Consider the following 23,854-nt stretch of genomic DNA (forward strand, 5'->3'; position numbering starts at 1 on the left):
CTCGAACTGACGTATGTTGTTATGTATATAGCATTTTATATTCTATATTATTATAAAATCACTCGAACTGAAGTATTAATATTCTACTTAAACTAATTAAATTATATTTTTTTATTTAGAAAAGCCAAAGATACGCTTTTGCAAATTCTTTTGACCAAAGTTTTTCATTGTGTTTTCCATGGGCCACAATTTTTGTTTTATGTAGGTGCAAACAATCGCATCGTTTTTGTCGGATAAGGTGAATCATTTGATTCATATCATCAACCATACTTTCACTTTCATTGTCTCCACACATGAAATAATATTTGGTGTCTATTTTTTTAGTTTGTTCTGTAAGGGTGTAAATGTCATTGGTAAACCAAAAAGAAGGAGAAAAAACGCCCACTTTTCCAAAGATATCTGGATACTTAAGACTCGCATAAAAAGAAACCAATCCACCAAGCGAACTTCCCATAATTCCTGTATTTCTAGAATTTGTTTTGGTACGATATATGGAATCGATATGCGGTTTTAATGTGGACACAATAAAATCTAAGTAGTTATCTGCATTACCACCACCATATTTCTCATTTTTATAAGGTGTAAGTTCCTCTATTCTTTTTTCATTACCGTGTTCAATTCCTACAACAATGATTTTAGCTTGTAAACTGTCTAGAGTTTCATCAATTTTCCATTCACCTGAAAATGCTGTTTTTTCATCAAAAAGGTTTTGTGCATCGTGCATGTATAAAACAGGATACTTCTTTTCAGATTCATTGTAATCTAAGGGAAGATACACCCAAATACGTTTGATAGTATCGAGTTGAGGAGCTTTAATTTCAAATGGAGAATATCTTTTTTGAGCCCAAAGAGATACAGATGTTAAAAAAAAGATAATGAAAAGAAAGCTAAGTTTTTTCATTTTTAATTATATTTGATTTATAAAACGTAATAAAAGTACTGCTTTGATGGAAACCTACCAAGAAAAAATAAGTTTGTTACAAGAAATGATAGCCTTTGCTTTAGTAGATGGTGAATTGCATGATAGAGAATATGATTTTATTGAGATGATATCTTTAGAATTAGAAATTGACAAAGATACTTTTCATAAACTTTTTGAAAAACGTGGAGAGACGAAAGTAATAAAAGATGAATTTAATCGCATATGTCAATTTTATCGTTTGGCTTTATTAATGCATGCAGATGGAGTATTACATGAAAGAGAGGAAATCAAAATTAATGAAATTGGAATAAATATGGGTTTAAATCCCTATGCAATGAAAAGAGTTTTACATTTAATGAAAAAGTCTCCTAATCGAATGATAGATGGTGAAATTTTGTTATCTGTTTTTGCTGAACAACATAATTAACTTTCTGAAATTTAGTCAGTTGTATTTTAAAAAAATCTTAAAATTAAGTCAAAATGTCTTTTGAAAAAGAAAAATTAGAGACATTTTGACTTTTTTTTATTTTGGAACATAATTTGAATATGTTTAGGAAACATGTTTAATTAAAAAATACAGATATGAACTTAGTAAAAACAAATCCGAAATTATTTTTCCCATCTGTAATGGATGAATTTTTCAAACCCGATTTTATGGGTGGTGTACAAAGTTTTTCAAACACAGTTCCTGCCGTTAATATTAAAGAAACAGAAACTGATTTTACGATTGAATTAGCTTCTCCAGGATTAAAAAGAGAAGATTTTAAGATAGAGTTGGATGAAAATATTTTATCCATTTCTTCAGAAAGAAAGTTAGAAACGGAAGACAAAAATGAGAATGGAAAGTATACTCGAAAAGAATTTAGTTTTTCATCCTTTAAGCGTTCGTTTACTTTGCCAGAAACGATTAAGGAAGAAGATATTACAGCCAATTATGAGAATGGAGTATTACAGATATCACTTCCTAAAAGAGAAGAAGCATTACCTAAACCTAAACGTTTTATAGAAATTGGTTAATTAAATTAGAAAAGATAAGAAAAGCCTAATGATTTTTTCGTTAGGTTTTTTACTTCATAGTTGGCATCATTTGAGTTGCCAGCTCTTGTGCTCTAGAAGCAATTTCATCTTGTACTTCTTTAATTCTTTTTTCATAATTTTTTCTACAATCGCTTCCTGCTTGATGTGATGGGCAGTTTTTTATTGCCACTCTTAACTGCGCGATTTCATCTTGTTTTCCTTTTAGCCAATTGACAATATCCTCAGTTTTAGCTTTACCAGATGGTAAATGAAAATCAAAAGAGAGTATTTTATAACCATCTGTATTAATTCCCCATTCTTCAATTTGTTCTAGGTGTACTAATTTAGAAACGGCATCTTCAGCTTCTGTTACCGCTAAAAATTTTTGTCTTTTTTCTAACGCATCTTTAAAAATACCTACTCCAAATCCCATTAGAGGAACACCCGTTGGAATTTGGGCTTCTTCTTTGGCAAACCAAAAGGTAATTCTTTTTTGCGAACCATCCTCATCAGTAAATGTACCGCTGTAAGGTTCGAGCGGACTACTATTGCTAACAGTGTTCGCATTTGCTTTGACACTATTTAAAACTTCTAAACTTTTACTATAGGTATCCGTAAATACATTTGAAAAAGTAAAACCAGAAGGCATTTTAATACAGATTTTTCCTTTTTCCTGATGTTCTACAAAAGCATACCAATCATTTTGAGCATTACGAATGATAAAATTAATTTTATACTGCTGCGCATACGGATTGTTTTTTAAAGGTTGGAACAAGTCGTTGTTTTCAATATCTGTTCCATGAATGTACATAGAGTTATCATTACTGTTTACCTTATACGTAAAATTTCCAGATTGATTGTTGATGGAAATATATTGTTCTATTTCATAATCAAATTTAAAGATACCTTGAGGTTCTATAGGATTAATGGCTATTTTTGCCTTTAAATCAAAATATTTAGAATCGTCAAAAGGAGTACCTTGTTCAATAGTGGGTACAGATTGCTGTTTGCCATGATAATTCCATACTACTTTCATTTCGTGTTGTAAATGAAGGGGAACATCTGTAGGTATTTCAAAAGGATTTGGAATGACACCTGTAACCATTCCTAATGCGGTTGTTGCACCTAGACCGAGTATAATTTTGACTGCTAATTTCATTTCAAATATTATATTTTTTGAAACTCTACACGTCTGTTTTTAGCTTTTCCTTCTGCTGAATTATTTTCGGCAACAGGTTCGTTTTCACCTCTTCCTTGAAACATAAAGCGAGCTTTGTCTAATCCTTTATTGTCTATAAAATAGTTCATTACTGCGGCTGCTCTTGATTTAGATAAAGTCATATTTTTTACCGAATCTCCATCGCTATCCGTGTGACCAATAATGTTCAAGCGAAGGGTCTTATCGTCTTGCAATACTTTTGCCATTTTATCTAAAAATTCATACGACTCTTTTTTGATTTTATCCGAGCCAGAATCAAATAAAATTTTTGTAGTTGAGAAACCTCTTTTTAGAATTAAGGAGCGTAAATCTTCTCCTTCTTCCGTTATTTTTACATTTGCAATAGCTGCAATATGGTTTTCTTTTGGATCAGTTCCTTTTAAATAAAATTGAATATAGTTGCCAAAATTATTACTTAAGAAAGAAGGTAAATCAATTGCTTTTTCATTATCAATAAAAACACGCAAACGATTCCCATTTACAACTACAGTAAAATGTGTGGTAGTATTAAATTTTTCTTGCATTTTAAAGGGAATATTATTGTCAATTTTGGCATTTGTTTTCCCCCAATTTTGCACATTTATTTGATTACAAACAGTTGATCCTTTCCATAAGGAGAAGCTAAATTTACCACCATTTTTTGGTTTGTTTAAAGTTTGTTCACTTGAAAAGTTTATGCCAAATTGAGAACCAGATAAGCCTTTGTAATCTAAATTTTCTGTAACCAAATCAAATTCTAAAGCATAATTTTCTGGGAGTTTATTTGTTTTAGCGGAATAGGTTCCGTTTGGATTCAATTTGAAAGCTTTGTTTTGTCCCACTTTTATAATTTCTCCACCAGAATTCGTGTCCCAATTCGCTGGGAAATCTCCAAAATTATCTTGGTTGAAATCATCCGAAAAAATAATGTCTCCATTTGGGAAAAAACTACTTCCTGTAACGATATCTTGCCCTTTTTTTGAAGAAGAAGAAGAACTAGAGCTTTCTTTACTTGATTTTTTTTCTTTTTTAGTCTTTTTTTTATCCGATCCGAAAACACTATCCATGGCTTGATCAGTCTTTTTTTCTGTTTCTCTTTCGACTCTTCGTTCAACAGTTCTTTCCGCAGCTCTTTCGGCTTTTTTTGATAATTTGTCTAGAAATTGCGCATTGCTTGCACTAGAAAAGAGTACTATAATGAGGAAAATAATATTTGTAATTTTCATAGGTATAAATTTTAATAATTAATAGTTGATTTCTTGATACGAAATAGTTTTAATTAAAAAGGGTTCTGTAGCAGAATTTAGGCTTATTTCGGACTTAATTATTTTATTAGTTGTATTGAATGTATTGATATAATTATGTTCTATAATGTCTGATGAAACGAAATCTTCATATCTGGTTTTGAGAATAGGTTTGCTACTTAAAAAGTATAAATCTTGAAAAAAATTTTCAGCAAAATAAGTGTCTAGTAAAGCTAAAATAGGTTGTGGTTTCATAAAATAATTGAAAGCTGCTCCATCATCATAGGTTATTTCAAATAAAGTAGTACTAGAAAAGTGATAATATTCTAAGTCATTAGCAGCATTAAATTTCCAAGTGTAAGGGAAATTATATTTATAAGTATTGGTGTTGTTATTATGGTCGATATTATAGTTTGTGGTTGAATCAAAAGTTGTTTCAGTTATTTTTGAAACAATTCCATTAGTATATTCTATAGTGTAATTTCTCTCTTCACCTGATGGAATTTCAGTAATCTTTAAATTAGATAATAATTGTAATTCATTATATGTGCAATCGTAATTAATCTTTGAATCTCCACTTAAGTTTTTAATGATTTTTTGAATAGTAAAATCACTATTATAACTTATATCAATTGTTTTGTAGGATGCTGATGATGAGGGGTAGACCATTTCAATATGTGTAGGTAAGATTATACTTTGTTGCTGGTCTTCTTTATTACAGCTTAATAAAAATAATGTTGCAATAATAGATATTAGTGTTATTCTATTTTTTTTCATTTTATAGCAATTTTAATTAGTAAAAGCAAGTGTTTTAAAAAGCAATTTTTTAGTTCAGATTTCTTTTTTGATGAGTTATATTTAGTTCACTTCCACCACCTATAAAATTGAAAAATACATTAGTTATATTATCATTTGCATCTCTTGTGTTAATCACATCAAAGTTTTGAACACCATATTGAAAATGATTGATTTGTTTTTGACTGAAAAAATAGAAGAGATGACCGCTAAATAGGCCTAGATCGAATTGAAGTGCGATTTGCGGAGTAACATTTTTAAATACACCGGAACTATTACTATCTAGTGTTAGTATTAAATCAGAAGCGACAAAGGTATTTGAATAAACTATTGGGTTGTGACTAGCATCTAAAACAACCGTATTGCTATCGCCACCATCTGTAAGTGTATAAGTGTTTGTAGAAGAATTGTAAGTAATCGGGAAAGTTTCGATTGTTCCGCTCACATCGTCAATAATAGAAGACAATTTTCCAGAAGCATTATAAACAAACGTGCGAACCTCTGGTCCAGATAGAAAACCAGAATTGCTTACGCTCGTTATTTTACCATTGGTATAATTATATTGTTTTATTTTTACTCCTTGATTATCCTGTATTTCAATTTTTGAAATCGTATTATCGGTGTTATACTCTATGTTAACTGTTTTATCATTTACTGAATTTGAGTCATCCGTTAAAATAATTTGCGTTGGGAAGTAGCCTTGTTGACTAGAGTTGTCATCATTATTACAAGATGTGATTAATAGCATGCAATTAACTAGCAAAAAAGTTTGGAATGTTTTCATGTTTATTTTTTTTTAAAATTTGTTTTTTTTAAGACTTTATTTTTGTGAATAATATTTAATTCATATTCGCCTTTTTCTAGGTGATTTATATTTATTAAAATTTTTTGTGAGGGTATTTTTTTTAATTCACCTTCATAATTATATTTTTTTTTATTGGGCATTTTATGATTATTGATATCCCAAAATTATAAAGGAATGAAAGAGAGACTTTGTGAAATTGTAACAAGCTTTTGTAACATTGTAACAAATAAAAAAAGCCTCTATAATGAGGCTTTGCGAGACTTTAAAAGATGTTTTTATTTTTTATAATATTCTGAAGGGGCTTTTTGATACAAATCTTTAAAGCATTTGGAGAAATAATAGACATCGTTAAAACCAACAGAATAGGCAATTTCTGAAACGGTTAATTTTTCATTTTTTAATAATTCAAGAGCAATCTTTAAGCGTTCATTTCTTATAAATTCTGTAGTAGAAACTCCGAAAAGGGATTTTAGTTTTCGATGTAACTGCATTCTACTAATATGCATTTTTTCTGCAAAGGCTTCTGTATTAAATTCTTGATTTGTTATTTCACTATGTATGACTTCTTCTAATTTTGAAATGAATTTTTCATCAACAGAATTGATCAATACTTCTGTAGGTTTAAGAATAAGTTCCTGACTGTATCTTTTTTGTAGTTTTTTTCTTTCAATAATTTGTTGTAGGACGGTTTGTTTTACAATTTCATGTTGAAAAGGTTTGGTAAGAAAGGCATCAGCTTCATTTTTTATTGCTTCTAAATGCACTTCTGAAGTTGTTTTGGCAGTTAGTAAAATGACAGGAATAAAAGAGGTAAGTTCATTAGATTTTATTTGTTTGGTAAATTCTAATCCATCTACTTTTGGCATCATAACATCAGAAACAATGCAATCTGGAATTTCTTTTTCAGCAATTTTTAATGCTTCTTTTCCATTCTCAGCTTCATAAATTTTAAATTCATCTTTGAAAATATCTTTAAGAACACTTCGTATAGAAGCATTATCATCAGCTATTAGAAGTACAGGAAGTTCATCACTTATTTCATTATTTTGTTCTTGAGAAATTAGCAAGTTACTTACAAATTCATTCTCATTGGAATGGCTAATAATCGCATTTTTAAGATGCATATGTAATGGAATTTCGAAAGCAATAGTTAATAGATCATTTTCTAAATTTGTATGAATCGTTCCTTCATATAAACCAATCAATTCTTTTACTAAAGCTAATCCAATACCTGCACCCTTTTGATGGGTGTTTTTTTGATAAAAACGATCGAAAAGCCTTTGTAAATCAGTTTTTGTGAGTGTTGCATTAGAATTACGGATGCTTACTTTAAGAGTTTGATTTTCAACTAAAAACTCTCCTTTGATAGGTGTCGCTTCATCACTGTATTTGATGGCGTTATGAAGTAGGTTAGTTGTGATTTTTTCTAAAACGTCTTTATCAAATGGATAATTTTCTTTTGGAATATCAAAGTGAAGTTCTAGTTCTTTATTTGCTTCTTGCGCTAAATATTGAAAAGGTTCTGAAATACTATGTAGGAAATCATTCAGATTTCCTTCTTTTACTATCAATTGCAATTGGCCACTGTCTATTTTGGAAAGTTCTAGTAACTGATCTACAAGTTCTAACATTCTATTTGAATTATTTTCAATAAGTTTTAATTGTTTTTCTTGTGTATCAGATGCTTGCTTTTTTAAAAGTTGTAGTGGACTATTAATTAAGGTAAGTGGTGTTCTAAACTCATGAGAAATATTGGCAAAAAATTGAGATTTTAAAGTGTTTATTTCTTTCAGTTTTTGAGCAGTTCTGATTTTATTTTTATAACCAAAAAACAGAAATAATCCTGTTGCTAATAATAATAAGGAAATAGTTATATAGATATATTTTTGTTTTTGAGCTACTTGATGTTTAGAAGTGAGCAAAGCAATTTCTTGTTCTTTTTTTTCAGTTTGATATTTGATTTCAAGTTCGTTAAAACTAATACTGTTTTTTTTACTATCAACACTATCTTTATAAATAATATATTCATTCATTTTTTCAAAAGCTAAAGCATTTTGATCTTTTGAATGATAAAGATTGGCTATATGGTATAAACAATCGGATAGCACTCCTAAATCGGTGTTTTTTTCTTGTTTTAGAGTTGAGATTGCATTTTGGTAAGCAGTTATAGCTTTTTCATTACTTTGTATAGCATTTAAAAAACTGGCATATGCCCAATATGCTTTTCCTAGATTGATAAGGTTAGGATATAACTTGTTTTTTTCAATATTTTCTAAATAATAGGTTTCTGCTTTATCATTCTGACCTAATCTACGGTATAAAGAAGCAAAAGCCCAATAGGTATCATTTAATTCTTTAATCAGATTATTTGCTTCAAAATACTTTTTAGCATTATTGTAATACGTAAGCGCTATTTGAGGTTCAGGATTTTCAGTTTCCACAAACGTTGAACCGTAATACAAACCTGAGAAATGCATTTCTGTAAAAGAGTTAGTGGCTTTGGCTATATCATAAGCTCTTTTAAAATAATCTTTAGCTCTTCCATAACCCGATTTATTCTTTGTTTTATAACCTCTAAGAAACATTAGACCAATATTCTGTAAAGCCTTAATTTGTGAATCATTTTTATAATTGTAAGCCTCACTGATAGAATCAGCCTTTAAGTAATGACTGATAGCTAAATCATCTTCGTAATTAGAGTAATACGCATTCCCTTTAGCATTTAAAATGGTAGCAAATTGTATTATTTCTTTTTTAGAAGGATTTTTTTGTAAAGTGATTTCATTTAAGATTTTTAAAGCATAATCCTGTAATCTTAATTTTTGATAAGCGCTTGCAATTTTAATTTTTGCTTCATTAATAACATAGGAATCATTTTTTTGTTTTGCTACTTTTAAGGCTTGTTGCGCGTATTCTAGAGATATTTTATAATTTAAAATGTTATACGTTGAATCTGCCTTTTGGAAATATAATGTTAAGGAATCTGAACTTGATTTCTTTTGAGAGAATCCTAAAAAAGTAATATAAAAACTAAGTGTGAGTATAAAAATGTTTTTCATCTTTTTATTTTTACAATGCTACGATTATTTAGGCGTAGGTTTTTATAAAATTGTAACAAGATAAAGTTACATTTTTTTGTGTTTTTTACAAATAGTTTAGATTTTCTCTTTAGGTTATTATTAAAAAAATAGGTTAAGATGTAAATTAATTAAATTTGATATAATGAGAAAGAAGCTGTCAAAAAAGTATAATCTTGTCAACTTGAGAACTTATTTCAATTTCTTTAAGTCGGTTATGATTAATTATTTTTAGATTCCGAAATTCGGAGATTCAACAAAGTTAAATGAATCTGGTATGACAGAAACAAGACTTTTTTGACAGCTTCTTTAGAATTTAGATAGAAAGTTAACTTTTTATAAAAGGAATCGTTTTTTGAAAAGTATTTGTTGAATTGGCTATTCTAAAAAGATAATTTCCAGAGGGGAGATGACTTATATTGATAGATTCTTTTGTGCTTCCTTCAGAGGAAAGAATTTCTTGTCCAAATAAATTAAAAATAGTTATTATTGGGTTACCAATGTTTTTATTGTATTGAAAAAATAGACTTTCATTAGCAGGATTTGGATAAAGTATAATTTCAGAAAGAATGTTATTATCTTGTTTTATACTGCTATTTGTTTCTGTCATTCTTGATGTGGAAGTGGTTGACCAATCAAAGGCTTCCCAACCAGAAACTGTTTCTCGATTGCAATTCATCCCTGAGCCAGAACCACCTTCCGAACTTACAAATTTACCATTGAATCCTTTTAAAGCTATTTGTCCGTTGATTTCAATCCATTCAAAAGCTTCCCAACCCGCAATGGCATTGCTTGAACATGTCATAGGAGTAGCACCATTTTGAGAATTAACATATTTTCCATTATTGCCTCTAAGCGCTATTTTACCATCGCCAGCATTTACAATTGTGAATTTTTCCCATAAATCTGCCGTATTTCTATTTGCAGTAATGGGACCCACACCATTATTGGAACATACATATTGATTGTTGTTGCGTAACCAAACGGTTTGATTTAATGGTTTTGAAGGAATTAGTAAATCTTGTAAGGCATTTCTATAAGTAGTGTTAGTCAATTTTATATTGTTAACCAAGCCATTTAACCAAGATTCTGTGTTACTGGCAGAAGGTTTTGTTCCTCCATATTTAAGATAATTGGTTATAGTGTCCCATCCAGAGGTACTATTAAAAGAATAAATAGAACGGTCTGTATTTTGTCTCTTCCATGCCCAAAAAGCCCAACCTACATTTTGTGTATCATAATCGATTCGAGCTGCTTTTACCCATGTAGCTGTATTTTCCCCAAATTCTCCTGTCCATAAAGGAATGTTTAAATTGTTTGCCAAATTTTTTATGGTTGTTAAACTTGGATTGGGATCGCTTTCCCCTTGAGAGCCATAATAATGATTTGAAAAAACTAAATTATTGTCCCAACGTTCTTGCATGTCATAAAAGTCACTAGAATAATAGTTTCCTTCAGCAAAGATTAAGTGATTGCTGTCTTCCGAGCGTATTTGAGCAGTCATTTCTTTGTAAGCTAGTTTCAGTTTATATTTTTCCGATTGAATGTCTAATTTAGGTTCGTTTAGTAAATCGTAACCTGCAATCCATTCGTTTCCTGCATAGTTTTTATAATGATTGGCAATATGCTTCCAAACTTTTTTAGCTATTTCTACATTGGCCCAATTATTTCCCCAGAAAGCGACATTAGTTCCAGGATTGTCGGAATGATGGTCAGGATTTTGGTATCCAGGCGCTGCATGCATACATAAAATTACATAAATATTATTGGCACTTGCCCAATTAACGGCTTTGTCTAGCCAAATAAAACCATCATTTTTAATCGTATTAGAATTGCTATTCCAAAACATATTATAATGGTATGGAATTCGGATAACGTTATAGCCTAATTCTTTTACTCTAGCAAAATCAGCATTGGTAATATAATTGTTCCTCCAATTGGTTTCAAAATTTTGAATTTTTGTCTCATCATTTCCTAATAAATCTTTCAACCCAGCTCGTATCTGAGAATGGGATTTTATACCGTTTTGGTCTAAATTCATCATGTATCCTTCCCATAAAAGCCAATTACCAAAATTAACTCCTCTGAGTGTAATCGGATTTCCCTCTTTTAAAATTTTACTTCCTGTTGCCGAAACAGTTAAACGTTGTCCATAATGTATGGCTGTACACCATAAGAGTATACTAAGCCAAATTGCCTTTCTGTTTTTTAATGTTTTCATGTGTTTGTTTTGAATTAATTTTTGTTTTTATCTATTAAAAAAAGCGACAATTGACTAGTATATGTCTTACAGTATTAAATAATAGATTTCTGGATATAATACATTATTCTACTTTAATTAAATGGTATTTTATTGGCTTACTATTGATTGAATCGCATGGGCAGGAATTTCTACAGTGATTTCTTTATTTTGTAGGATTAATTTATACGTAATTGGTGCATTGGTTGAATTCATTACTACGGTTACAATTTGTCCATTTGGATTTTTAAAAGAAGTACTTTCTAAAGAACTTCTGCTAGTTGCTGTACTTATTCTTTTGGCATTGGGTTGAATAAATTTCGAAAAGTGACCAATATAATAGTAGGATGGAGTATAAATTAATTCGTTTTTACTTAAATCTGCATGAATAGGCGCAAAGCAAAAATTGCCTACATGATTGGGACCACCATGTTCATCTAATAGTATATTCCAATCAGTCCAACCTACAGTTCCATTATTAAAATCGTTAATCATAGCTTTACCATACTTTTCTCCATGACTCCATTTTTGATATTCAGTTGCGTTAAATATTTCTTTGCAACCTTCTGTAAATAATAGATTTTTTGTTGGATAAGATTCATGTACAGTTTTCACATTGTCAAATTTTGGTTCAGCTCCGGTCCAAGTTTCATACCAATGAAAACCCATTCCCCAAGCATATTTAGAGGCTTCTTTATCGTCAAAGATTGTGTTTGCACGATGTACCATTAAATCTCGATTATGATCCCAAACAATAATTTTCTTATCTTGAAAACCTGCTTTTACCATAGTAGGTCCTAAATGATTCTTTAAGAAATCTCTTTCTTCTTCAGCAGTATAAATACAAGATTCCCATTTTTGTGTAGCCATGGGTTCATTTTGAATGGTAAGTCCCCAAACAGGAATGCCTTCTTGCTCATAGGCTTTAATAAATTTAGTGTAATAAGTTGCCCAAGAAGCGTAATATTTGGGTAATAATTGCCCGCCTTGAAGCATGTTTTGGTTACTTTTCATAAATGCGGGTGGACTCCAAGGACTGAAATAAAAAACCAAATCGTTACCAATTAATTTTTGTGCTTTTTTGATTAATGGAATTTTAAAAAGTTGGTCTACATCTATTGAGAAAGTTGATAATTTCTCATCATTACCTTCAATATAAGTATAACTGTTTGAACTAAAATCGCAACTATTCATATTGGTACGAATAATATTGTAATTGTTCCCGTTTTCACTATAATAGGCATTTAAAAATTCTTGTTGTTTGTCTTCACTTAGTTTGGCAAATACTTCAGCGGAAGCATCCGTAATAGCACCACCAATTCCTAAAAAAGTTTGGAATTCTAGCGCATCATTTACCGTAATAAAAGTTTCAATTTCTTTAGGTTGTTGTGTTGTCCCAAAGCTTTTTGTATCTGACAAACTTAATCGCGAGGTTGTATTTTCAGCCGTGGTATAAATTTGAGCTTTTTCTATAGTCGTTATCGTTACTTCTTGTTTTTCAATTACAGGTGCTTTTTCAGTAATAGATGAATTAGATTGCTGGCAAGAATTTGTAATTAAATTAAATAGGGCAAATATAAATAAGGATGTTTTTTTCATTTTTATTTTCATTTTACCAAACATAAGTAGCAACCGCTCCAGCAGGTAGAACTGTAGTTACAGGTTCAGTTGAAACATTTATATTAAAAGATTTTTGAGTGTCTGTATTATTTAAAACGACAACTACAATTTTATTATCAGGCGTTTTGTAAGCTACATTAGGTAATTCAATAGAGTAGTTGGATTGAATTCTTACAGAACCAGAAGGTACAAATTTAGAACTGTGTGCAATAATATAATACGCAGGATTTCTTTGGTAATTATTTCCATCAATAGTAATAGCACCAAGACATTCTGTACAACCGCCCGGTGTATGCGGATTATTGGTAGGATCAGCCGCTAAATTCCATTGCAATACTGTTTTACTCCAATTGCGTGGTGCACCAATCATTAATTCTCTAAAATGCCATTTAATATCTCCTGCAAAATTACCTGGTGCTTGAATCCATTGTTCTGTAAAATATACATTTTTATCTGGATGCGCATTGTGAACCTGTGTCATATTATCAATTTGGCCAGCATACAAATGAAAGGCTGAACCGTCAACAAAATTTTTGGCTACTGCATCATCTAAAATTGAAATAGGATAATTAGGATGGTCTAGATTGTGGTCAAAAAGGATAATTTTTGTGGAAATATTGTTTGAAGCAAAGGCAGGACCAAGGTGGTTTTTGATAAAATCAGCTTGTTGCGGAGCGGTCATTACCATACTAGGATTGTTGTATGGATTTTCGGGTTCGTTTTGAATCGTTATAGCATCAATTGTAATGCCATTCGCTTGCATTGCCTGAATATATTTCACAAAATAGTTCGCATAGGTAGCATAGTAATTGGTTTGCAATTCACCGCCTACTGTAGCTTGATTGGTTTTCATCCAAGTAGGAGCAGACCATGGAGAACCTAAGATTTTAATATTGGGGTTAATTGCTTTAATTTGAGTTAAAACAGGAATCAAATTGGCCAAATCGGGAGCAATAGAAAACTGATCTAAATTTACATCTGTTTGTCCGCTTGGTAAATCGTTGTAAGAGAATACTGAAGCATCCAAATCGGAAGCCCCTATACTAATTCTCAAATAACTAACACCTATACTATTTTCTCCAGTACCAAAGAGTTCTTCTAATAAGTTGTTTTTAGCAGATGGAGACATAGTATTAATTAATTGGGCACTTCCACCAGTTAAGGAATAGCCAAAACCATCCATAGTTTGATACGTAGTGTTTTCAGAAACCGTAATAGTAAAATTATTATTTTGTGTTAAAGGTTGTATACCACTACTTTGTAAAGCCATTAGACTTGATTTACTAGGTGTAGTTAAGTAAAATTTTGCATTTACATTTTCTACTGTAGGTGGTGGATAATAAGGATAATTTTTGTCATCGCAACTGTTCTCGGAAAGAACAATTAAAGGAATCATTATAAATTTGAATGTTTTTAAAGCAATTCTATTAAGCATAAGTATATTTTTGAATTATTGTTGTACAAAAGTGTATGTTCCAGACTGGTAATCATCATTTAAGTTTATGGTAACCAAATAATTGGCAGCTGATGTGATGTTGTTAATATTTGAACCACCACCATTAGTAATAGTTCCAGTTAGGTTGGTTGGAGTTGTTGACCCCATATCAAAATCCCATGGACTGATGAATTTCATATCATAGTTAGCATTTAAAGCAGTTGTAATAGTGTAGGTGTTTGGGTGTTGGTATGTCATTACAAATTCATCTCTATTCTCCCATGTTTGCCAATGAAATAACTTGAAGTTGTAATATTCCCAATTAACTTTAGACTGACTAAAATCAATGGTTAATCGTAAAGCACGATCATTAGTAACTGTTATGGCATTGGTACTTTCTGTGATAGTATTATTTCCAATTACTTTATCCGCATCTGGAGTGCTAGAATCACCAAGTACTCCATTAATAGCATAACTAGTTCCCGAACCATTTGATTCAGAGTTTAATGAGTAATTTACCGAGGCTTGTAAAGGAATAAATTTGTTTAAACTAAAGGTGTCTCCCGATTTATTGAATTGCTCAATCATCGTTCCGTTTGCAAATAAAAATAATTGGTTTGGTGTAGCAATTGGATCTGGAGCTGTGTTATCTATTTCCATACTATAAGTGTATCCAGTTGCTGATAAATTTAGTGTAATAAAATAATGACCTAAATTATTTGAAGGAATGTCCTCATAACTAACACCTTGTGATGTAGCTTGAGATTCCATTATAACTCGATTAGTAGTTCCAACAACTCTTTTTAAAAGATAACTCCAATTTTCATTGGCACGAAATACAAATCCACCTGTATTCACTAATTGTATTGAAGCTTTCCAAATACCTCCACCTTGATAGGTTAAAGGTTCATCACCACCCCAACCGTTATTAATTGGACTTCCAACAACGCTCCATTTTTCTATTTTTAATAAACTATAGGTTGCGTTATCCAAATCGACACTAATTCTATATTCTCCCGATTCGGTAACTGTTATTGGAAGCCCGGATTTTACTAATTCACTATTAGAATTTGTACCATATTGATGACAAGGTAATTGTTTTTCACTATAAAATTTAAAGGTATTACCTGCTGTTAATCGAGTATATACTTCATGTACATTTGAGGGTAAACCAGAAGCATTGTTTAATCTTTTTAAGGAAATAGCATTACTTAAATCATTGTTGTTTTCTGTTGCAGTTCCTGAAACATATAATTTAATTGGAATAATTTCTGTAGAAAATCTTTTTAAAGAAATAGAATTGCTTGGAGCGTAAGCTACTCGTTCTAAACATTTTGCCTTAACACTCCAACTTAAACCCGCTAAATTATCAATCGGATATCCACTATATGATAAATATTCGTCTAATGTTCTGTGTGATATTGCTAGCGACAAATCTTTGCCTGAGTTTCCCGATGTTATTTCTAAAATAGGCGTTTCAAAAGAAGTAGAACCTAAAGTGTCAATTACAACACTATAGGTTATTGCAAAATTGGCAGAAGAATAAGCGGGTGACCAATTAAAAGTTACTGTTTCATTAGGTGTTTCTTCGTCCAATTCTATCGCAATATCGTCTGTAGGTATGATTAAAGAAGGAGGTGTTAAACTCCAATTTCCTAATGGATCAAGATTGTCTTTTTCACAACTAAAAAAGAACCAACTCGAAATAATAATAAAGGAAAATATTTTATAATAATTTTTCATAATAGCAGTTTTATAGTGGATTTTGAGTTAAAGCCGGATTTCTATCTCTTTCTTGTTGTGGAATGGGAAGTAAAATCTTAGCTTGAGTCATGTTGTAATTAACCGGATTACCATTTCTTAAATCAATTTCAATAAGGTTATTCATGGTTAAAACAATTTGATTGTATCGTACTAAATCGTCCCAACGATGTCCTTCTTGAAATAATTCTAATCTTCTCTCTTTCAAAATAGTTTCTCTTAAAACCGTTTTTGAACTTTTTTGACTTGCTGTTAAATCAGGTAGATTTACCCTTGTTCTTATTCTGTTAACTTCTGTAGCTGCAGGTTCTAATTGATCTAATTCATTCAATGCTTCTGCTTTTAATAAGATAATATCACCTAATCGTAACAAATACTGACGGTTGGAACTGGCAAACCCACCAGCAATTTTCCACTTGTAACTAAATGGAATACTACTTCCTATTGCATTTCCCCAATACTCATCAACCCATTGCACCGATTCGAATTTTATACTTGCATTTTTTCTTACATTATCAGCTTGTTCATCAAAAGCATCAATCAAATTATGAGAGGGTGTTACAAACTTTCTCCAACTATCACCTGTTAAAGAAGGTGGTAGTAACAGTTGAGGGCCATAGTTTCCTTCATTTCCACCTAAATATTGTACTTCAATAATAGATTCAGCATTGTTGTAATTATTTCCATCAAATAAATTCGCATAATTAATTAAGGTATAATTTGCTGCACTACCCTCTACTAGTTGAATATGATTTAATACTTTTTGGTAATCTGGGTTTGGTTTTTGAGCATATACTTTAGCTAATAATCCATTTGCAGCACCTGAAGTAGCTCTTGCTTTATTAATATTTGCATCCGAACCGTAAGTGTCTGGTAATAAATCAGCGGCAATTTGTAAATCTTCAATGATTTTAGCATACACTTCTTCGGTTGATGCTCTTGGGACATTTACTTCAGATGGCTCAGCTGATGTACTATAATTAGTAATTAAGGGAACACCTCCCCATAATTTGACTAATGTAAAATAATGATATGCTCTTAAAAAATAAGCTTCTCCTTTTATTTGTTGTTTTCTTACATCATTTAATAAAGGGTCATTGATTTCATCTACGTTGTCAATTACTAAGTTTGCTTTAGCAATGGCATTGTAAATATTTGACCAGTTTCTAAATAATCTTGAATTGGTTGGAGTTACTTCTAATTTATCTATACTAAATATTTCAGGATTGTCTCCACCAGCATAAGCATTGTCTGCTCTTACATCTGAAAAAAGGATATTATCCCAAACATAATATTCTGCAGATTGAAACGATTCATATGCCCCCACTAATGCGGCTTCAATTTGTGAACCTGTTTCATAGCCATTGCCACTAGTCTCTTCAGAAATAGGTTTTAGATCTAAAAAATCATCACAAGAGCTTATAGTGATAATTGTAAATAATAAGATTGTTATATTAAATTTTTTCATACTAAATTTTTTAAAAAGAAACATTCATTCCAAATAAAACTGTTCTACTTTGTGGATAAGTACCAAAATCGATTCCTCTTTCTACATTAGCTCCTCCATAAGCATTTACTTCAGGATCGTATCCACTATAATTAGTAAGTGTAATTAGGTTTTCACCAGTTACATATAATTTGAAGTTGGATAGTTTTAACTTTTCAACAATTTTTTGGTTGAAACTATAACTGAAGGTTACGGCTTTAAATCTTAAATAGGAACCATCTTCAATAAATCGAGTTGAAATTCTTGAGTTATCTGTATTTCCAAAACTTGCTCTTGGAATATCAGTTATATCACCAGGTTGTTTCCATCTATGTAACACTTCTATACTTTGATTTTTTGGATCAATCATTCCTTCCGTTTCAATTCGTGTAGCATTCAACATATCGTTTCCATAGGTTCCTTCTAACAATACTTGCAAGCCAAAACCTTTGTATGAAAAACTATTGTTAATGGCATAAATGAAGTCTGGATTAGCATCACCTATTACCACTCTGTCATCATCTGAAGGAGTAAAAGTAGAATTTCCATTTTTATCGATGTAGTAAGCATTACCCGTTGCAGGATCTACACCTCCGAAAATATAGCCATATAAAGTACCTAATGGTAATCCTTCTTTCAATAGAACAGCATTTCCTCTACCTGCAATAGAACCTAATAAAATATCTTCACCAATTAAATTAATAACTTCATTTCTATTAAATGAAATGTTTAAACCACTCGACCATTTAAAATCGGAATCCATATTAATTGTATTGATACCTAGTTCAAAGCCTTTATTTTCCACCTCACCAATATTTTGTAAGGCACGATCAAATCCAGAAGATGTAGGTAGAGGAGCATTATAAAGTAAGTCTTTGGTTTTTTTTACATAAGCATCTGCAGTTAATTTAATCTTTCCTTTTAAAATTTCTAAATCAACTCCAAGGTTAGTTTGCGTTGTTTCCTCCCATTTTAAAGATAAGTTTTCTAAAGTAGCTGGATAACTTCCTGGTTGAGTAGTACCTCCGATAGGGTAATTTGATCCATTTCCGATTCGACCATAATAAGCATAGTTTCCAATTTGATCATTACCTACAATTCCCCATCCAAATCTTAATTTGAGATTATTTATAAGATTGCTTTCTTTTAAGAAGTTTTCATTGGATACTTTCCATCCAGCTGAAAAAGAAGGGAAGTAACCCCATCTATTATTTGGACCAAAAACACTTGAAGCATCTGCTCTGAAATTTGCTGTTAGTAAATATTTATCATCATAAGCATAATTTAATCTACTAATAAAAGAGACATTTGATTTTTCTGATTTTGTTGCAGTAGCACTAATAATTTCAGAACCTCCATTAGGAGTTGTAATACTTGCGCTAGCAAAATTTCGGACCTCTAGATTAGAATTGTCATATGTGTTTTTTTGAATGACACCACCTACCAAGCCTTCAATATTATGCTTATCTACTATTTTTTTGTAGTTTAACGTATTATCAAATATGTAAAAGAAATTTTCATTAGTAGTTCTAATAGCACGTCCTTTAATAGCTCTTCCATAACCCGTTCTAAAAGGGTCTAAAAAGGCATTGTACATCCCATTTCCATTATCGATACCAAAATTACTTTTGTAAGTAAAATCTTTTAAAATTTTTGCTTGTAAGTATAAGTTTCCTAATATTCTTGTGTTTTTATATTTTCTATCTAAACCATCTGTACTGGCTAATGGATTTTCCCAATTTTGAAATGGATTGCTGGTGAAACTTCCGTCGGAATTATATGTGTCAATAACTGCAGGAGTGGTTAATGCACCAAGTAATACACCACCCACATTTACATTGTTATTGTCGTTTATATCGACATCCGAATACTTGGTATAAGCCAATCGAGTACCGACAGATAGCCAATTATTAATCTCTTGGTCAAGATTAATTTTAAAATTGTAACGAGTCATTTCAGCACTTCTTACAGCACCTTGTTGGTCGATAAATCCTCCAGAAACATAATAGTTTGTACCATTGTTTTTGCCAGATACAGCTAATTGATAGTTTTGAGTATAGCCGTTTTGAAAGATTTTATCTTGCCAATCTGTGTTATGATTGTATTGAGACCAATTGGTATTATAGCCTAATTCGGTCATTAAATCGCGATATTGTTCTCCATTTAATACTTTCTGTGTTTTCCAAACCTGAGAAATACCCGCATAAGTATCAAAAGTAACAGTGGGCTTTGCAGAGGTCCCTCTTTTGGTAGTAATTAAAACAACACCATTAGCACCTTGTGCACCATATATAGCAGCAGATGAAGCATCTTTTAATACAGTAATACTTTCTATATCACTTGGATTTAAAGAACGTGTATCTGAAGTAGGTACACCATCAATTACATATAATGGTTCGCTACCTGAGGATATAGATGATGTACCTCTTACTCTAATGCTTAAACCTTGAGAAGGTTTGCCACCACTACTTAGTACTTGTACGCCCGTTATTTGACCTTGTATTAAACTACCTATTTGGCCTACTGATCTCGATTGCAATTTTTGACTATCGATAGTTGCAACAGCTCCCGTTAAATCTCCCTTTTTTTGAGTTCCATAACCAATTACTACTATTTCTTTTAAGTCTTCAATATTTTCTAATAAAACTACATTTATATTAGTTTGATTACCTACTATGACTTCTTGTGCTTTCATACCAATGTAAGAAACTAATAAAATAATATTAGGATCATCATTTATTTGCAATTCAAATAGACCATCAAAGTCTGAATTAGTTCCAATAGAAGTGTTCTTTACGACTATTGACGCACCAGGAACGGGTAAACCATTGCCATCTACTACTTTTCCTTTAATCTTTTTTTCTTGAGCAAAAGAAGTTAATAATGATAGCAGAAGAAACAGAAGAAATAATTCTGTCTTTTTTTTGCAGTGTAAAATCATACAATTATATAATATGGGTTAATAATTTTTTAATTACTGTTTTAAAATTTAACCTACTCTAACGTTGTAGTTCTTTGTTAAATTATTGTTAATCCAAAAGTATATAATTGTCACTTACTCTTTTTTTAAGAGTAGTAAAAAAGTAGATTTTTATTTTAATTTTTATAATATAAAATAATGAATATCAGTATTTTAAAATTTTTTATATTTCAAAAAAAAGTAGTGATAAGTAGAAAAAAAAGTAAAAAAATAAACGTTTTTTTGTTTTATTAATTGGTAAAAATGAAATTTTATTCTATTTTTTTTACTAAGTTTTCAAATTCAGAACGATTAATTGCGCTATTCTTAATTTTAACTCTATAATTATAGATTGTATTTACTGAGTATCTTAATATTTTTGAAATTTTCGCGCTATTTGTGATACCTAATCTTATTAAAGCATAAATTCTTAATTCTGTATTTAAAAGCTCTTCACTGTTTTTTACTGCAATCTTTTCATTTTCTTTTAAGAGATCATTAAATTGTTGAATAAAATTGGGATATATGTGAAGAAAGGATTCATCAAAATTTTTGTAAAAAATCTTTAACTCATTATCAATGACTTGTTTCGATTTAGTTAAATCTAAAAGTTCATTCGTTTTATTTGTAATAATATATTTGGTTACCAATTTTCGGTAAATATCTAGTTTGTCAATGTATTCGGAATATAAATTTAAAAATGTAGCAATATAATGTTCTTTAATATCATTAGATTCAGCTAATAATTGGGTTATTTTACTTAAATCATTATTGCTGAAGTTTAATTCTTTATTTAAGTTTTTTAATTTTTCGTTTACTTCATTCAGATTATTTTTAGCTAATGAAAGTTTTTTATTCTGTTTGAAAATATAAAATACCACTATTAATAAAATGATTCCCAAGGCACTAATAAGAATGATAAAATTTTTAAGTGCTGATTTTTGGTCATTTATTCTATTTTCATAAGCCATTGTGATAGCAGGAAGAATAGTTGAAATATTCACAAACCGTAAATGTGAATTATAAAATTTGGCATCATCCATTGAAAAAGTGATGAATTTATGTGCTCTTTCAATATCACTTTCTGAATATAAAATCATAGCTAATTCCGTTAGAGATGCGTTATCTTTTACATTAGAACGAATATCAGAAATAGCGGATAAGCATAAATATTTTTTTTGATTATTCGTATCGTTATAAAGATGGTATAATAAGGATCTTTCAAAAGTTACTAATGAAAATTCTCTTGTTCCCATCTTACATTTTCTCAGTCTTTTTGAATTTATGTCTAAAGCTTGTTCCGTTTCTCTATTGTCTCGGTATTTTTTCTCTAATAAGGAAAGTATTTCAAAAGATGATTTTTTTAATTTTTTTGAAAGTGAATCTTCATATTTATAATACAAAGTATTGTAATCCGTTTTTCGATTTTTAACCATGGTATAAAAACTTAATCCTGAATAAGCTTCTTTATGAATAAAATAATATTCTCGAAGTAATTTTGCATTTAATTTTTTAGACTCTATTCCTTTTAAAATATCCAATGACTCTTTATATCTTCCTGAATCGACTAAAAGTCTTCCTAGTTTAAGTTTGGATTCTAAAATTTTAAATTGATCTTTCAGTTTTAATGCAATGTTGAGGTTCTTTTCCGTATAGTTTAAAGCTTTATCAAAACTATAATATTGGTATTCATCAATAATTTTAGAAATTATAAAATATTGATTATTTAAATTGGCTTTTTCATCTTCTAAAAGTGAAATTAAATTTTTGATTTTATTTTCTTTACTTGCAACATATTTTTTACTTAGTTGTATTTCATTTTCTAAAACAGAAATTAAAGAGTCAGTTTGAACGTTGGTTGCATGAATATTATTAAAAATGACAATTAATAATAGGATTAAGGATTTTATGTTCATAATGTATCTTAATTTTTGTATTTATTTTCAAAGGGTATAATTAATAATATAAATAAGTAAAGTGGCAATTTCTAAAAAGCCTCTATTTTTAACACTTGGAAACAGATAATTGTTTAAGTATTTTATAATTAATCTAATCGAATTAGTGCCATTCAATTGTAAATCCTGGAACTTTATCAATTTTATATGACAAAGTAAAAGTATTTAATTGTGATAAATCTTTGTGTTTATTTAATAAAATAGGAAGTGTTAAACCACTTTCGTTCAAATTGATTTTTTCATTTTCAAAAACGGTAATTCGAGTAATTAAGGCAACTGCATCAAAATCTTGTTTTTTTTCTTGAGGAATTTGAAATTGTTTGTTTTCCAAGATTTGTGATTCTTTTGCATCAGATTGTAAATTATACTTTTCATTTGCAGTATTATTAATTTCTATAAGACGACCTAAAAAATGACCATAGGTATTTTCATTAGTAATTAGTGAATTACTTTTAAATTTTTCAAAATTCAATAAACAAACATCTAAGGCTAGCATTTCAGGAATTAATACAGTCTTTTTGGGTACTTGTTTTAATAAATTAATAGTTATTGGAATTTGCTGTTCTTTGATGAGACCACATTGTAAAGTTTCACTTACAATCATATCCACGTTTCCAGGATTTTTAATCTTAATTGTGGTAGCATCTTCATTTTCAAATGAAATTACATGTTTTTCAAAGCCTAACTTTTCAATGATTTTTTTCATATAGTTAAAGCTTTCTGTATTAATTTCTATTAATGTAACCTTAATTTCTTCTGGACTAAAAGTGGCTAAAGCAGGTAAAAGCAAGGTAGCATATGGTCCTGTTCCTGCATAAACTATATGAATTGGTTTGTTTTGTTTTTGTAATTTTTTAATGGCTTTAAAGATACCTTTAATAAACATTTTTGTTCGTATTATATCGTCTAAGCACATAGCTGCCCAAGTTGTTCCAAGCGCTTTACCATTTGTTAAATAGATACATTGTTTGTGTAATTCATCCTCTAAATCTAGATTTGATATTTCTGTAACTATTTTTTTAAATTCGTCAATAGCTTCTTTAATTTCTAAAAAATTAATTTCATCTTTAGAAAAAGTCTTTCCAATCTCTTTTAGAGCTTGATTATAGTGTAGCATTCCAATTTTATATTTAAAGGTAAAGGGTTAAATTTAAATATAATTCTTAGAATTTGAATAAAAAAACACAATTCCCTAAAGCTTTTTGCCTATTTGCTTGATTTTAAGGGAGGAGTTTTCCGAATAAAATGGGAATTGTGTTATGAGTTATGAAATTATATACACAAATTTAAAATATTTTTTTGCGAAATGAAATTATTAAATTAAAAATTTTAAGATTTTAT

General features: G+C 30.0%; 16 protein-coding genes. 2 read left to right on the plus strand and 14 right to left on the minus strand.

Annotated elements, in window-relative coordinates; all coding sequences use genetic code 11:
• Window positions 1-115: 115 nt before the first annotated feature.
• The gene (locus HALO113_RS12740) at window positions 116-901 is read right to left on the minus strand and encodes an alpha/beta hydrolase (protein ID WP_159779379.1); all 786 of its coding nucleotides are present in this window, start codon (window positions 899-901) and stop codon (window positions 116-118) included.
• Between the two features lie 46 nt (window positions 902-947).
• On the opposite strand from HALO113_RS12740, the gene HALO113_RS12745 reads away from it, so the two are divergent.
• Both HALO113_RS12745 and HALO113_RS12750 read left to right on the plus strand, forming a co-directional pair.
• Window positions 948-1,349, plus strand: coding sequence for a TerB family tellurite resistance protein (locus HALO113_RS12745; protein WP_159779380.1), 402 nt, complete (start codon window positions 948-950; stop codon window positions 1,347-1,349).
• A gap of 155 nt (window positions 1,350-1,504) precedes the next feature.
• Window positions 1,505-1,939, plus strand: coding sequence for an Hsp20/alpha crystallin family protein (locus tag HALO113_RS12750; RefSeq protein WP_159779381.1), 435 nt, complete (start codon window positions 1,505-1,507; stop codon window positions 1,937-1,939).
• Window positions 1,940-1,988: 49 nt separating this feature from the next.
• Here HALO113_RS12750 and HALO113_RS12755 read toward each other — a convergent pair whose 3' ends face one another.
• The 13 genes from HALO113_RS12755 to HALO113_RS12815 form a co-directional block, all read right to left on the minus strand.
• Window positions 1,989-3,098, minus strand: coding sequence for a hypothetical protein (locus HALO113_RS12755; RefSeq protein WP_159779382.1), 1,110 nt, complete (start codon window positions 3,096-3,098; stop codon window positions 1,989-1,991).
• 8 nt (window positions 3,099-3,106) lie between these two features.
• Window positions 3,107-4,363: an OmpA family protein gene (locus HALO113_RS12760; RefSeq protein ID WP_159779383.1), complete on the minus strand. Its 1,257-nt coding sequence runs from the start codon at window positions 4,361-4,363 to the stop codon at window positions 3,107-3,109.
• A gap of 18 nt (window positions 4,364-4,381) precedes the next feature.
• Window positions 4,382-5,158: a hypothetical protein gene (locus tag HALO113_RS12765; protein WP_159779384.1), complete on the minus strand. Its 777-nt coding sequence runs from the start codon at window positions 5,156-5,158 to the stop codon at window positions 4,382-4,384.
• Between the two features lie 49 nt (window positions 5,159-5,207).
• Window positions 5,208-5,960, minus strand: coding sequence for a hypothetical protein (locus HALO113_RS12770; RefSeq protein ID WP_159779385.1), 753 nt, complete (start codon window positions 5,958-5,960; stop codon window positions 5,208-5,210).
• A gap of 296 nt (window positions 5,961-6,256) precedes the next feature.
• Entirely contained in the window at window positions 6,257-9,040 is a 2,784-nt protein-coding gene (locus HALO113_RS12775; protein WP_159779386.1) for a response regulator, read from the minus strand.
• Between the two features lie 346 nt (window positions 9,041-9,386).
• Window positions 9,387-11,279, minus strand: a complete 1,893-nt coding sequence (locus HALO113_RS12780) for a cellulase family glycosylhydrolase (protein ID WP_159779387.1) — start codon at window positions 11,277-11,279, stop codon at window positions 9,387-9,389.
• 129 nt (window positions 11,280-11,408) lie between these two features.
• Window positions 11,409-12,896, minus strand: a complete 1,488-nt coding sequence (locus HALO113_RS12785) for a glycoside hydrolase family 30 beta sandwich domain-containing protein (protein ID WP_159779388.1) — start codon at window positions 12,894-12,896, stop codon at window positions 11,409-11,411.
• 13 nt (window positions 12,897-12,909) lie between these two features.
• The gene (locus HALO113_RS12790; protein WP_159779389.1) at window positions 12,910-14,352 is read right to left on the minus strand and encodes a glycoside hydrolase family 30 beta sandwich domain-containing protein; all 1,443 of its coding nucleotides are present in this window, start codon (window positions 14,350-14,352) and stop codon (window positions 12,910-12,912) included.
• 15 nt (window positions 14,353-14,367) lie between these two features.
• Entirely contained in the window at window positions 14,368-16,095 is a 1,728-nt protein-coding gene (locus tag HALO113_RS12795) for a SusE domain-containing protein (protein WP_159779390.1), read from the minus strand.
• A 10-nt stretch (window positions 16,096-16,105) separates the two neighbouring features.
• The gene (locus tag HALO113_RS12800) at window positions 16,106-17,581 is read right to left on the minus strand and encodes a RagB/SusD family nutrient uptake outer membrane protein (protein WP_159779391.1); all 1,476 of its coding nucleotides are present in this window, start codon (window positions 17,579-17,581) and stop codon (window positions 16,106-16,108) included.
• 10 nt (window positions 17,582-17,591) lie between these two features.
• Entirely contained in the window at window positions 17,592-20,540 is a 2,949-nt protein-coding gene (locus HALO113_RS12805) for a TonB-dependent receptor (RefSeq protein ID WP_159779392.1), read from the minus strand.
• A 290-nt stretch (window positions 20,541-20,830) separates the two neighbouring features.
• Window positions 20,831-22,474 (minus strand): DUF6377 domain-containing protein, encoded by a 1,644-nt coding sequence (locus HALO113_RS12810; protein ID WP_159779393.1) that lies wholly within the window; start codon window positions 22,472-22,474, stop codon window positions 20,831-20,833.
• A gap of 142 nt (window positions 22,475-22,616) precedes the next feature.
• Window positions 22,617-23,630: a class I SAM-dependent methyltransferase gene (locus HALO113_RS12815; RefSeq protein WP_159779394.1), complete on the minus strand. Its 1,014-nt coding sequence runs from the start codon at window positions 23,628-23,630 to the stop codon at window positions 22,617-22,619.
• Between the last annotated feature and the right edge of the window lie 224 nt (window positions 23,631-23,854).

The sequence above is a fragment of the Flavobacterium sp. 9AF genome (genome assembly GCF_902506265.1).
GTDB lineage: Bacteria > Bacteroidota > Bacteroidia > Flavobacteriales > Flavobacteriaceae > Flavobacterium.